The organism is Bacillus tianshenii (assembly GCA_020524525.2).
GTDB lineage: Bacteria > Bacillota > Bacilli > Bacillales > Bacillaceae_N > Bacillus_AV.
This window is the reverse complement of the sequence record CP129018.1, coordinates 2,252,892-2,265,963: the sequence shown is the minus strand read 5'-3', so window position 1 is coordinate 2,265,963 and position 13,072 is coordinate 2,252,892. Positions and strand designations below refer to the sequence as shown.

16 protein-coding genes are annotated in these 13,072 nt (G+C 41.1%); 13 read left to right on the top strand and 3 right to left on the bottom strand.

From position 1 onward, the window contains the following. The first annotated feature begins 17 nt into the window (after positions 1–17). The 6 genes from aroE to LC040_11460 are packed head-to-tail and all read left to right on the top strand — an operon-like array spanning position 18 to position 3,459. A complete protein-coding gene (gene aroE, locus LC040_11485) occupies positions 18–851 on the top strand; it encodes a shikimate dehydrogenase (GenBank protein WLR49916.1) in 834 nt (277 codons plus the stop codon). Between the two features lie 3 nt (positions 852–854). Further along, positions 855–1,145: a ribosome assembly RNA-binding protein YhbY gene (yhbY, locus tag LC040_11480; protein ID WLR49915.1), complete on the top strand. Its 291-nt coding sequence runs from the start codon at positions 855–857 to the stop codon at positions 1,143–1,145. A gap of 18 nt (positions 1,146–1,163) precedes the next feature. Then, positions 1,164–1,730 (top strand): nicotinate-nucleotide adenylyltransferase, encoded by a 567-nt coding sequence (locus tag LC040_11475; GenBank protein ID WLR49914.1) that lies wholly within the window; start codon positions 1,164–1,166, stop codon positions 1,728–1,730. Continuing rightward, positions 1,720–2,298 carry a bis(5'-nucleosyl)-tetraphosphatase (symmetrical) YqeK gene (gene yqeK / locus LC040_11470; protein ID WLR49913.1) on the top strand — a complete coding sequence of 193 codons (579 nt, stop codon included), beginning with the start codon at positions 1,720–1,722 and terminating at the stop codon, positions 2,296–2,298. The genes LC040_11475 and yqeK overlap by 11 nt, the downstream gene beginning before the upstream one ends. Continuing rightward, positions 2,299–2,661, top strand: coding sequence for a ribosome silencing factor (rsfS, locus tag LC040_11465; GenBank protein ID WLR49912.1), 363 nt, complete (start codon positions 2,299–2,301; stop codon positions 2,659–2,661). It begins immediately after the preceding gene. A gap of 54 nt (positions 2,662–2,715) precedes the next feature. Next, positions 2,716–3,459 (top strand): class I SAM-dependent methyltransferase, encoded by a 744-nt coding sequence (locus LC040_11460; GenBank protein WLR49911.1) that lies wholly within the window; start codon positions 2,716–2,718, stop codon positions 3,457–3,459. A gap of 53 nt (positions 3,460–3,512) precedes the next feature. On the opposite strand, the gene comER is transcribed toward LC040_11460, so the two are convergent. Next, complete coding sequence (gene comER / locus LC040_11455) at positions 3,513–4,343, bottom strand: late competence protein ComER (protein WLR49910.1); 831 nt, start codon at positions 4,341–4,343, stop codon at positions 3,513–3,515. Positions 4,344–4,438: 95 nt separating this feature from the next. Between comER and LC040_11450 the strand changes: the two genes are divergently transcribed. The 3 genes from LC040_11450 to LC040_11440 all read left to right on the top strand — a co-directional run bounded on the left by LC040_11450 (position 4,439) and on the right by LC040_11440 (position 8,066). Beyond that, a complete protein-coding gene (locus tag LC040_11450) occupies positions 4,439–5,044 on the top strand; it encodes a helix-hairpin-helix domain-containing protein (GenBank protein ID WLR49909.1) in 606 nt (201 codons plus the stop codon). An 85-nt stretch (positions 5,045–5,129) separates the two neighbouring features. After that, positions 5,130–5,699: a ComE operon protein 2 gene (locus tag LC040_11445; protein ID WLR49908.1), complete on the top strand. Its 570-nt coding sequence runs from the start codon at positions 5,130–5,132 to the stop codon at positions 5,697–5,699. 45 nt (positions 5,700–5,744) lie between these two features. Next, positions 5,745–8,066 carry a DNA internalization-related competence protein ComEC/Rec2 gene (locus LC040_11440; GenBank protein ID WLR49907.1) on the top strand — a complete coding sequence of 774 codons (2,322 nt, stop codon included), beginning with the start codon at positions 5,745–5,747 and terminating at the stop codon, positions 8,064–8,066. 65 nt (positions 8,067–8,131) lie between these two features. Here LC040_11440 and LC040_11435 read toward each other — a convergent pair whose 3' ends face one another. Then, complete coding sequence (locus LC040_11435) at positions 8,132–8,266, bottom strand: YqzM family protein (GenBank protein ID WLR49906.1); 135 nt, start codon at positions 8,264–8,266, stop codon at positions 8,132–8,134. Between the two features lie 373 nt (positions 8,267–8,639). Here LC040_11435 and holA point away from each other — a divergent pair, with 373 nt between their 5' ends. Further along, the gene (gene holA / locus LC040_11430; protein WLR49905.1) at positions 8,640–9,662 is read left to right on the top strand and encodes a DNA polymerase III subunit delta; all 1,023 of its coding nucleotides are present in this window, start codon (positions 8,640–8,642) and stop codon (positions 9,660–9,662) included. Positions 9,663–9,751: 89 nt separating this feature from the next. Here holA and rpsT read toward each other — a convergent pair whose 3' ends face one another. Further along, positions 9,752–10,018 carry a 30S ribosomal protein S20 gene (gene rpsT / locus LC040_11425; protein WLR49904.1) on the bottom strand — a complete coding sequence of 89 codons (267 nt, stop codon included), beginning with the start codon at positions 10,016–10,018 and terminating at the stop codon, positions 9,752–9,754. 181 nt (positions 10,019–10,199) lie between these two features. Between rpsT and gpr the strand changes: the two genes are divergently transcribed. The 3 genes from gpr (at position 10,200) to LC040_11410 (ending at position 12,944) form a co-directional block, all read left to right on the top strand. Further along, a complete protein-coding gene (gene gpr, locus LC040_11420) occupies positions 10,200–11,315 on the top strand; it encodes a GPR endopeptidase (GenBank protein ID WLR49903.1) in 1,116 nt (371 codons plus the stop codon). A gap of 85 nt (positions 11,316–11,400) precedes the next feature. After that, complete coding sequence (locus tag LC040_11415) at positions 11,401–12,570, top strand: stage II sporulation protein P (GenBank protein WLR49902.1); 1,170 nt, start codon at positions 11,401–11,403, stop codon at positions 12,568–12,570. 11 nt (positions 12,571–12,581) lie between these two features. Then, positions 12,582–12,944 carry a DUF3679 domain-containing protein gene (locus tag LC040_11410; protein WLR49901.1) on the top strand — a complete coding sequence of 121 codons (363 nt, stop codon included), beginning with the start codon at positions 12,582–12,584 and terminating at the stop codon, positions 12,942–12,944. The last annotated feature ends 128 nt before the right edge of the window (positions 12,945–13,072 follow it).

Sequence of the window (13,072 nt, the reverse complement as noted above, 5' to 3'; positions counted from 1 at the left end):
TAAGGGGGGCGTTATTTGTGGGGGAATTGTATGGTCTGCTCGGACATCCTGTTGGACATTCAATGTCGCCTGTCATGCATAATGATGCATTTGCAGCGCTAGACTTGCCGCATCATTACCATGCCTTTGATGTGCATCCAGATGAACTGACAGAAGCAGTAAAGGGGTTAAAAGCGTTAGGTGTAAAAGGCTTCAATGTAACGATTCCGCATAAAGTGAATATTATGCCATTGTTAGATGTCATTGATGAAGAAGCAGCAGCAATCGGAGCCGTCAATACAGTTGTGAATGAAAATGGTAAGTTAATCGGCTATAATACGGATGGACAAGGTTATATCGAGTCATTACTGCCGAAATTAACAGCACCGCTTTCAGCACAGAAACTACTGCTGATTGGAGCAGGCGGAGCGGCGCGAGCTATCTTTGTTTCATTAGCTAACCGTGGAGTTAAGCAAGTTGATATTGCGAATCGGACTGTTTCCAAAGCAGAAACGATTATTGCAGACTGTCCATTTCCATCCGCTTCAAAGGCATTGAGCCTTGAGGAGGCTGAAACAGCAATAAATGATTATGATGTTATTATTCAGACAACTGCAGTTGGCATGAGTCCCAAAGTTGATGAAATGCCGCTCAGATTAGGTAGATTAGAAAAAGGGAAAATTATTAGTGATATTATTTATAACCCATTGAAAACAAAATGGTTAAGTACAGCAGAAGAAAAAGGTGCTATTATACATGGAGGCATAGGAATGTTTGTTGGGCAGGGAGCCCTTGCGTTTGAAAGATGGACAGGCATTCAGCCCGATATGAAACGAATGGAGAGCATCGTAAGACAACAGCTTGGAGGCTAAAATATGTTAACAGGAAAACAAAAAAGATATTTACGTTCAAAAGCCCACCACTTGAACCCAATTTTTCAAGTTGGTAAAGGCGGCGTAAATGAAAATATGGTTGTACAAATTGAAGAGGCACTAGAAGCTCGTGAATTAATAAAAGTAAGCGTACTGCAAAACTGCGAATATGACCGTAAGGAAGTAGCAGAAGAATTAAGCAATGGTGCAGATGCTGAGCTTGTACAAGTGATCGGCAATGTAATTGTGCTCTATAAGGAATCAGAAGAAAACAAGCAAATTAAACTTCCTTAAGAGGAAAGGAGGAGGGTTATGAAACGGGTCGGCATTATTGGCGGAACTTTTGACCCTCCGCATAATGGGCATTTGTTGATTGCAGAAGAAGTCCGAAGCGCGTTATCATTAGAACAAATATGGTTCATGCCAAGTAATGTCCCGCCGCACAAAGAGCGGAAGGTGACAGACAGTATGCATCGAATTGAAATGGTGCGCAGGGCAATTGGTGAGAATCAACATTTTGCTATGCAACTAATTGAGTTTGAACGCGATGGGCGTTCGTATACGATTGATACGCTTAAATTGTTGAAACAGCAGCACCCTGATACCGAGTTTTTCTTTATTATTGGTGCTGATATGGTCGAGTATTTGCCAAAGTGGCACCGAATTGACGAATTAATGGAAATTGTACAATTCGTCGGTGTGAAGCGTCCTGGCTATCAGTTTCAAACAGATTATCCGGTCCAATATGTCGATGTTCCGCAGTTTGATGTATCCTCAACATCGTTGCGGGAGCGTTTTGAAAAAGGCAGAAATACCGTTTATTTATTGCCGGATATTGTGAAAAACTATATAGAGGAGAATCAGTTGTATGGAACGTAACCGTGCGCTGGAAATTGTGAAGGAACAGTTAACTGAGCATCGCTATCAACATACATTAGGTGTTGTGGAAACAGCAATACAGCTTGCAAAGAAATACAGTGCAGATGAGAAGAAAGCGGAACTTGCGGCAATTTTTCATGATTATGCGAAATTTCGTCATAAAGACGAAATGAAACGTATTGTACAAGAACAAAATATGCCACAAAATTTGCTTGAGCATGGAGCTGAACTGCTGCATGCGCCTGTCGGAGAATTTTTAGTTAGGACAGAGGTTGGAATTGAGGATAGAGAGGTACTTCAAGCCATTCGCTACCATACGACAGGACATCCACATATGACAACGCTTGATAAAGTTGTCTTTTTAGCGGATTATATTGAACCGGGGCGTCAGTTTCCAGGCGTAGAAGAAGTGCGAGAGCTGGCAAAAGAAAGCTTAGATGCCGCTGTTTTGAAGGCGTTGCATAATACGATGCATTTCTTGTTAAAGAAACAGCAAATGATTTATCCAGATACATTCGAAACATATAATTCCCTTGTGATGAAGAGGAAAAAGGAGGCGAACAGCTAAATGACTGAACGTGAATTAGCTGTATTAGCTGCAAAGGCGGCTGACGACAAAAGGGCAGAAGATCTTGTCGTTTTAAATATGAAAGGTGTTTCTCTTGTGGCAGATTATTTTATTATTTGTCACGGGAATTCTGAAAAGCAAGTGCAAGCGATTGCCCGGGAAATGAAAGACCAGGCTGAAGAAGCAGGCATTGTAGTGAAAAAATTAGAAGGTATGGATGAAGCACGTTGGGTATTAGTTGACATGGGTGATGTTGTCGCACATGTTTTCCACCGTGAAGAACGTGACTATTATAATTTAGAACGTCTTTGGGGCGATGCACCAGTTGAAGATATTCGTGAAGAATTAGAATTACATCAATAATGTAAAACTCGGCACATCCGCCGGGTTTTCTTTTATGAAGAAAGGAGTGGAACGATGGCATATGAAGGTTTTGCTTATCTTTATGATGAGTTAATGAGTGATGCGCCGTATGATTCATGGACTGAATTTGTCCAAAAGCAAGCAAACAACTATAACATAGAGGGAAAACGCTTGCTAGACTTAGCATGTGGAACAGGTGAGCTCTCTGTAAGACTAGCAGAAAAAGGCTGGGTTGTGACAGGAGCTGATCTTTCAGAAGATATGTTGGCGGTTGCTCAACAGAAAGCACATATGAAGCATTTACCAATCACCTTTTTGAAACAGGATATGGCTAAGTTGAGCCAATTTGAGCCGTTTGATATTATCACGATTTTTTGTGATTCTTTAAATTATTTGCAGACAGAAGAAGATGTGAAGGAAACATTCTCATCTGTATATGAGAACCTTACTGATAATGGATTGTTTTTGTTTGATGTGCATACCGTATATAAGATGAAAGAGCTGTTTATTGGACAAACATATGCTTCAAATGATCCGGCAATTTCATTTATTTGGCAATGTTTTGAAGGGGAAACGCCGTTAACGGTAGAGCATGATTTAACCTTTTTTGTTGAAGATAATGGGATTTATGAACGATTTGATGAAACACATGTGCAGCGTACATACCCAGAAGAAAGCTATGATGAATGGCTTCGTGAAGCAGGTTTTTTGGTTGAGAAGAAAGTTTATGACTTTCATTCTGAAAAGCATGATGCAAATGAACGCCTCTTTTACGTAGCAAAAAAAATCATCCGCTAAAAATTTCATGCGGATGATTTTTTTTTGCAGGAAATTACATGATGATGTGGTAATTAATTGATATAGGTGTTAAATTGGGTTGTAATGTTTTCTCGGTCTTCTGCGTATTTGTCATGGGTAACTTTTACAAGCTCTTCAAACATTCCTGCCGCGTGTTTTTCTAAGACTTTAATTCCTTCTCCTGTTACACCGCCCTTAACGCAAACCTTTTCTTGGAGTGAAGGTAGGGTGTACACTTGCTTTTCAAGTAACGTTCCAACACCGATTAGCATTTGACTTGCAAGCAGTGTTGCTTTTTCTTTCGAAATGTTAGTTTGCTCTACCGCTGCATCAATATAGGCTTGCACTAAGTAACTGAAAAAGGCTGGTGCACAGCTGGCAAGATCAGATGCCATTCGAATATAATCATTATCGACAATAATAGGGGTCGAAATGGCTTCTAAGAGGGTGAGCACATCTTTCTTTTGTTGTTCTTGACACATTTCTCCAAACGTCACTAATGTAGCACCAGAATGAGCGCGGTTGGTGATACTTGGCACTGCGCGTATCACTGGGCATTGCAGCATTGTCTCAAGTTCTTCTGTATGCACAGGGCTTGTAATCGATATAAAGCATTTCCCCTGTAATTCCTCAGGTTCCCTTCCACTTAGCAAAGAATAAAATTCCAATGGCTTTACACAAATAAAAATATAATCAGCTTCCTCAATGATTTCTTCTGCTGAGGGCATTAATTGAAGTTCCGGGTATTTTTCCTTTAAACGTTCTGCTTTTTCGATCGTTCGGTTCGTAATAAGTAATTGATTTGTGGCAAGCGCATTAGACTCAGCAAATGCTTCTGTGAGAATTGTTCCCATGTTTCCTGTGCCTATCATTCCAATTTTCATCTTGTACGTTCCCTCCCTTTGCAAACAATCTCTCTCCTAAACAGTATGAAGTGATGTTTTCATTTATGAAGATTTTCCGAGAAAGGAGGCGCTGAATGTTACGTTTTCAGCTTTCGAACCGTGAAAAGATCCTTTCAAGTATAATTGGTTTCCTTGTAGTCGTCTGTCTTTTTTTATTTTTATTTAGGCCGAATGATGTAGTCACAGAACAAGTTGAAGAAGAACTCTTTCAAGTACAAGAGCCTGAGAAGGAAGAACTGCAGGAAGTAGAACCGGTTCTTATCGTTGTTGATGTGAAAGGCGCCGTGCACTCCCCTGGTGTCTATGAAATGCAGGAAGGAAGCCGGGTAATTGATGCTATAGAGAAGGCAGAGGGCTTTCTTGATAAAGCTGCACAAGAGGCTGTAAACCTCGCTTCTCGTGTAAGTGATGAAATGCTTATCTACGTGCCAGAGGAAGGTGAAGAAGACATTGTGGCAGGGACACCGTTGAGACCTGCAGAAGAAGGGAAGATAAACATTAATAGTGCTACTTCTGCAGAGCTGCAAACACTTAATGGAGTTGGTCCAGCGAAAGCAGAGGCCATCCTTGCTTATCGTGAAGAGAATGGAAAATTTGAAACAGTAGAAGAGCTGTTAGAAGTTTCAGGGATAGGAGAACGTTCACTTGAAAAGCTGAAGGATGATATTATCGCTCAATAGAAAGAAAGATTGACGAAAATTGTAGTATTTCTGTACACTTAATGGTATTAAAAAACGTGTTGGGATGAATTGGAGGAACAAGTGTATGGAACGAATTTCTTGGGATCAATATTTTATGGCACAAAGTCACCTATTAGCATTACGAAGTACGTGTACACGCTTAAGTGTTGGAGCGACAATTGTGCGGGATAAACGAATTATTGCCGGTGGATACAACGGGTCAGTTTCAGGTGGGGTTCACTGTGTGGATGAAGGCTGTTATGTGATTGATGGCCATTGTGTACGGACCATTCATGCGGAGATGAATGCCCTGCTTCAATGTGCAAAGTTTGGAGTGCCAACGGAAGGCTCAGAAATCTATGTGACCCATTTTCCTTGCATTCACTGTACAAAAGCAATTATTCAAGCTGGCATTCAAGCTGTCTATTATGCAAAGGATTACAAAAACCATCCGTACGCAGAAGAGCTTTTCCGCGATGCAGGTGTACACATGGAACAAGTTGAACTGGATGAAATGATTATTGATTTCAAAAACGATGAAAAGCTTCAGTTCGTATCAAGCTTGATTCAAAAGCTAGCCCAAAGCGGCGGTAATGAAGAAGAAGTACGTCAACTTCATGAGCAAGCAAATAAGTTATTTACAAGTTATATGTAAGAGCGGAGCTGTTCCGCTCTTTTACAAATTATAGGAGGGGTGGGTTTGAAAGGAAAATGGTGTTATGCGGCGTTTGCAGCATGTATGGCAATATGGCTGTCACAATCTTTTCGATGGCTCGGACTGTTTATCACAATCGTATTCTTTGTTTATTTGTATCGGCGTGAATCAGTGAAAGCGATGCTGACTATGCTTCTTGTTTTTATCCTCTTCTTTGGCTATACCCCTATTTATCAACAACTTCACTCCACTACAATTACTTCTGAAATGAACAACCTCACTGGAGAGATCTCGACAATCCCTGAATTTAATGGTGATACAGTACGCTTCCGCCTGAATGGCAATGAGCACGTCCTCGTTCATTATAAGCTAGCTTCAAAGCAAGAACGAGATACCTTGAAGGCTTTAAAGGTTGGCAGTACGTGCAAGCTAACTGGAAAGTTTGAAGCACCTGGAGAAGCTCGTAACTTCGGTGCATTTGATTACAAGGATTATTTAAATGCTCAAAATGTTTACTGGGTATTTAAGCCTGATGTTATTCGAATTGAGCAGTGTACGCCTGCAAAATATCGGTGGAGTCAACCAGCTATATGGAGGCAAAGTGGCTTGGAATACATAGGTGAGCATTTCCCACAGCCGGCAGAAGGAATTACGAAAGCGTTAGTGTTTGGCTGGCGTGCAGACTTAGAAGCTGATGTAGAAAAGCTGTTTCAGCAGTTTGGCATTATTCACTTATTGGCAATTTCAGGTCTTCATGTTGGGTTTATGACAGCAGTGCTGTTTTATCTATTGTTACGTATTGGCCTTACAAGGGAAAAAACATATGTCCTTCTCTTTTGCTTGCTGCCACTTTACATGCTTGTCGCTGGCGCTGCTCCATCTGTTGTGCGGGCAGGGATGATGACGATGTGTGTGTTGTTTACGCTTCGCTTTAAGGCTCACTTCTTGCCGATTGATGGCATTAGTCTTGTGGCTTTATGTATGCTAATTTATCGACCTGCCTATTTGTTTGAAGCAGGCTTTCAGCTTTCATTTATTGTAAGCGCAGCTTTAATTCTCTCCTCTGTCGCGATTTTTTCAAGAACTTCATCGACATGGAAACAGATGCTATATGTGACGGTTATTGCACAGTTGAGTGCTCTACCAGTCATGCTGCATCATTTCTATGGCTTCTCACTATTAAGTATCCCTCTAAACCTTTTGTTTGTTCCATTTATGTCGTTAATTATTATGCCACTGTCCTTTATCGCATTCTTTCTTCACTTTGTCTTTCCACCACTCTCTGATGTGCTCATTTGGTTTGAAAATGGCTTGTTACAGATTTCTTATGTTTTTCTTAAGTGCTTTGAGAGGATTGACTGGCTGACATTAACCTTCGGCAGGCCGCCTATGTGGTGGAATATGCTGTACAGTGTAGCGTGTATTTTTTTCTTTGCAGCATGGGAAGAGTACGACAATGTCCGTGCTTTTACTGTCTCGTTTTCGCGTGTAGTGCTTGCACTTATTTTTCTCTGGTGTTTACCGTATTTAAACCCTTGGGGAGAAGTAACGGTGTTAGATGTCGGGCAAGGAGATTGCATTTATATTGAGCTGCCATATCGACGCTCTAATATGCTCATTGATACAGGTGGTCTCGTTTCTTTCGGTGAAGAGAAATGGAAACAGACAGATAACCCCTTTCAAATTGGAAAGGATGTCGTCGTACCATTTTTAAAAGCAAATGGTGTGCGGCGAGTTGAACGGTTTGTTTTAACACATGGGGATTATGATCATATTGGAGATGCGGAGGATATTTTGCAAGCAATGCGTGTGAAGACATTAATGATTGGAAGTGGGGCAGATTATTCGTCTGATTGGCAAAAGGATGTCCTGCAAACAGCGTTGAAGCGAAAGACGAATGTTGTTCGTGTCAAATCAGGACAAGGCTGGCATGAAGGGAAGACGAGCTTTTATGTGTTATCACCATTTGGAAGTGAAGTCGAAAAAAATAACAGAAGCGTTGTGCTCTGGGCGCAGCTTGGGAAGAAAAAGTGGTTATTTACAGGGGATTTAGAGGAGGAAGGCGAACAACGTCTGCTTCGCACTTTTCCGGCGCTTCAAGCTGATCTATTAAAAGCCGGCCACCACGGCAGTAAAACATCGAGCTCAGAAGTGTTTATTCAGGAAATTGGGGCACAGGTAGCGGTAATTTCAGCAGGAAAAGACAACCGCTATGGCCATCCGCATGCAGAAGTGCTGAAGCGATTTTCAGCTAATAAGGTAGCCGTGTTAAGGACGGATCAATTTGGGGCGATTCAATGGAATTTTTCACAGAATCGTGGAACCTTTCGGACAGTTCTACCATACGATACAGTAGAGATTAGGTGATGATAGGAGATAGTTACAACTGAAAAAGAGACTGCTGTAAGCAGTCTCCTGTGGAAACAAATAAATTAGCTTCCGATGAATTTCATAACAATCGCGATGATAAAGATTGTAAAAAAGAATCCGAATGATACTACAAAGCCAACACCAGAGTCAACAGCGTCGTTGCGTTTACTTTGGACGTTTTTTTCAAACTCGTTCATATGTATCCCTCCTATTGCAGTTTTTAGTATAAGTGATGGTGCAAAAAAAATCCATAAGCTGTGAGTGATGGATTTGTACTCTTGCCTTTCTTGACAAGAGTTGTCACAAATAGTTCAAAAACAGCCGGTTAGACTATAAATGCACACGTTTTAACCGCTGAAGTCAGATGTCCTAGGCCTCAGACTTCAGCGTTCATATAGATCGGGAAGAAGCCCCTACTGCTTCTTCCTTTTATTTTACATAGTGTTGCTTAATAAATCCACAATTCCCGGAAAATTAACTGACTTGTCCTGTTGTCAAAATTGTTCGGAAAAACCGCTTGCCCTTATTAAAGAAAGGCTTTAAGATGAGAGCGGTTGAGGTGAATGAAAATTGAACATAATTGATATTCAACGTGAAATAAAGAATGGAATGTTTTATCCGGTCTACCTATTTTATGGAACAGAAAATTTTTTAATTGAGGATACGAAACAAAAACTTATTCAAAAAACATTAAGTGAAGAAGATCGTGATTTTAATTTATCCTTCTTTGATATGGCAGAAACACCGATTCAAGCGGCAATTGAAGATGCGGAGACACTTCCTTTTATGGGGGAACGACGGGTCGTGATTGTTCAGAATGCTTATTTCTTGACGGCTCAAAAGAATGACCAAAAGGTAGAGCACGACTTGAAGCAGTTAGAGCGTTATATAGAAGATCCATCTTCAGAATCGATTGTCATGATGATTGCCCCGTATGAGAAGCTGGATGAACGAAAAAAAGTAGTTAAAGCAATCAAGAAAAGAGGCGGGTTTGTTCACGCTGCCCCGTTGACGGAAAAAGAAATTAAGCAATGGCTTAATCAGCAGGCAAAAGAACGGCGAGTTAGTATAGAGCCAGAAGCTGTTGCTTTGTTATTAGAAACAGTTGGGCCAGACTTGATGATGCTGAGCACAGAAATGGACAAGCTATCTCTCTATGCATTTGATACTGGAGAGATTACCGTGAAAATGGTTGAGATGCTTGCCTCACGTTCACTTGAACAAAATATCTTTTCACTAACAGATATGGTGTTAAAACGTGATTTACAAAAGGCGATGCGAATTTTCTATGATATGTTAGAGCAAAAAGAAGAACCGATCAAAATTCTTGCCTTGCTGACACAGCAGTTTCGCTTATTGTATCAAGTGAAAGGACTGGCAAGCCGTGGGTATGGACAAAGTCAAATTGCTTCAACGCTGAAAGTACATCCATTTCGTGTAAAGCTTGCAATGCAAAAAGCCAATTTGTTTGAAATGAATGAGCTGTTAAGGCTGATGGATGAGCTGGCAGAAGTGGACTACAGAATTAAAAGCGGTAAGCTGGATAAACAGCTGGCAGTGGAATTGTTTTTGATGAAACTGAAGAAAGAATAGAAACAGGGGGAGTGCGAACCAATCGCTACTCCCCCTGTTTGTATCAAAAAAGAAGCGTGAATAAGGACGCTTCTTTTACGTTCCTGCAATTAAGCAGAAAGTTCGTTTAGTTTTTGAGTTAGACGAGATTTTTGACGGTCTGCTTTGTTACGGTGAACTAGACCTTTACGAGCAGCTTTGTCAATACGTTTAACAGCGTCAACTAGAGCTGTTTTTGCGCTATCTACATCTTTGTTATCAGCTAATGTTTCGAATTTCTTGATTGCTGAACGCATTTCAGATTTGATTGCAGCGTTTTGTACGCGACGTACATCGTTCTTCTTTACGCGTTTGATTGCAGATTTAATGTTTGGCATTCCTTTCACCTCCTTGAATGGAAGCTTAACTTTCACTCTTATATAGAACACAAAGTATTCTATCAAACGGACGGTTTCTTTGCAATAGAGGATTAAGAGTTTTTCATTTAAGTGTGCATGAATGTCACTGTATATGGCAAAACTGTCAGCAAGAAATGGTAACGAGAAGGAGGGACTTTTCATGAGTGAACCGCTTGATTTGTCGGTGTATGCCGTTCGGACTGATTTGGCATTGGAAGCACGGGATATGGCAGTAGAACGGCAGGGCCAAGAAGGACAAAAGAAAAATACGATTGATGGCGTTGTTGTGAAAGAACATGAGGTTGACGGGATCAAATTAACGCATATTCGCATTGAAGATAAAGGTGCTGACATAACGGGAAAAAAACCTGGGCGCTATATTACGATTGAAGCGCCAGAAATAAGAGGTAGTGATTCGGAATTTCAGCGGCGTGTTGAACAGACTTTCACACGTGAAATGGTTTCTTTAATGAAAGAGTGTGGCATTAAAGACGAGGATACATGTCTTGTTGTCGGGCTTGGGAATCGTAATGTCACACCTGATGCGCTTGGTCCGATGATGATTGAACAGCTTCTCATTACAAAGCATTTGTTCACGCTTGAACCAGAACGAGTCCAAGATGGTTATCGCTCTGTCAGTGGTGTCGTGCCTGGAGTCATGGGGTTAACTGGCATAGAAACAAGTGATATTATCGCCGGGATTATTGAAAAAACAAAGCCTGACTTCGTTATTGCGGTAGATGCTCTAGCTTCACGGTCGATTGAACGTGTTAATTCAACCATTCAAATCTCTGACACAGGTATTCACCCAGGCTCAGGTGTCGGTAATAAACGGAAAGAAATAAGTAAGGAAACATATGGGATTCCAGTTATTGCGGTTGGTATTCCGACAGTTGTGGATGCTGCGACAATTACAAGTGACGCGATTGACTTTCTATTGAAGCACTTTGGTAGAGAGTTGAGTGAAGGAGATAAGCCTTCCCGTTCGCTTGCACCGGCTGGCATGCAGTTTGGCGAAAAGCGGACATTGAGTGAAGAGGACCTTCCGAATGAGGAGAAACGGAAGACGTTCTTGGGGATCGTAGGCACTTTACCTGATGAAGAGAAGAGGCGTCTAATTCATGAGGTTCTTGCACCGATCGGTCATAACTTAATGGTAACCCCAAAAGAAGTCGATATTTTCATGGAAGATATGGCTCATTTGATTGCAGAAGGCTTGAATGATGCTCTTCATCCAACGATAAACGATGACAATGTTGGGGTCTATACCCGTTAATTCTAGTCATTGCTCTTTTTCTAGTTCTATTCTTTCTATCATCTCATATGCTGATTACTAGTATAGCGATGAGAGGGTGTGAAAGATGAGGCCTCCAAGAACACAAAGGATTGGTGTCATTATTGAAGGTCCACATATTGTGCGGTTAGTTGTTTTCTTTACCGTTATTATGATGATTCTCTTTATCATGATCGGCACGTTAACGTCATTGAAGCCAGAGTACCGGCTTTCTTCCTCATCAGTACATCAATGGGCAGCAAAGTTAACAGGCGAATCATTTCTTCATCTGATGACGTTTGAAAATCCTTATTTCTCTCAAGTGCTTCCAGAGGGAAATGCTGGACCGAAAGTTTCTTCGTTTTTATTTGAGATTGCCACGAATATTAACTTTGACGACCCGCGCAGCTTTTTAGGGCGGGAGCTGCCGTACTTTTCAATTTATGACGGAGAAATTATTGTGGCTGGAGAAGGGACAGACTATACGAATATGCCGTACGAATCAGCACCGCCTGTAGAAGTGCTGTTGAAAGAGCGTAAAGCATCGCTTGAAAGCTTAGAAAAAGCAGACAAGCCAGATGAAAGTGCAAAGCCGAAAATGACGACAAATGGAAAGCAAGTTGTTTTCATCTACCATACGCATTCAAGAGAATCGTATTTGCCGCTGATTCCTGAGGCAAAAGGTGGAGATGAAGCCTACCATAGTAAAGCAAACGTAACGCTTGTAGGAACACGATTAGCAGAAGAGCTGGAAGCGCGGGGGATTGGGGCAACAGTTGATACGACAGATATTACCGGTCAATTGCTGCAAGGCGGGATTCATTATTCACGCTCTTACGATCAGTCAAGACCTGTTGTCAAACAAGCGATTGCAAACAATCGTGATTTGCAATTTTTCTTTGATATTCACAGAGACTGGCAGACGAAGGAAAATACAACCGTTGAAATAAACGGAAAAAACTATGCACGTACTTATTTTGTAATTGGTGGAGAACATGCCAAATATGAGCGGAACTTAAAGTTGGCAACAGATCTACATGAGTTGTTAGCGAAGCAATATCCAGGTATTAGCCGTGGGGTCACGACAAAATCTGGACCAGGAACAAACGGAAAGTTCAACCAAGACTTATCTGAAAATGCGATTATTATCGAAATGGGTGGAACAGAGAATACACTTGAGGAAGTCTATCGGACGACTTCAGCTATTGCAGATGTTTTTGCGGAATATTATTGGCAGGCTAAAAAAGTGAACAATTAGAGGGATGTGCAATGTGGAAATTTCTTATTCTGTCTGCTGGCTCTGCGCTACTCTTATTTTTCGGCGTTCTGCTTGGCATGCAGCAAGCGAACAATAGTATGGAAGAGATGAGAGGTTATGATGATCCAGAAATGAAAGAAGTGATAAGTGTCGAAGAAGGAGAAGATGGAGTAGTGGAAGCTTCTGTGCTCGGCAAGGAGGTTGATGCTACCCAAATTGAAGAGAAGAAGGAGAAGCTCCAGCACATCAAGTCTTTCAACTTTTTCTCAGAATTAGGTAAGAAGCTGTCAGAGATATTAGAAACCCTCTTTACAAAAATCATTGAAATAAGCATTTTTGCGTTTGAAAAAATAATCGAGAAGATTCCAATTTAGAGAACAGTGGCTCTGACTGCTGTTCTTTTTATTTTATTATCGTAACGTGTACAGCGAAGAAAACTTGTGTGACTGCACCTTCACTGCTATAATCTATGCTAGTGTATCTTTGCCGTTATGGTGGGAGT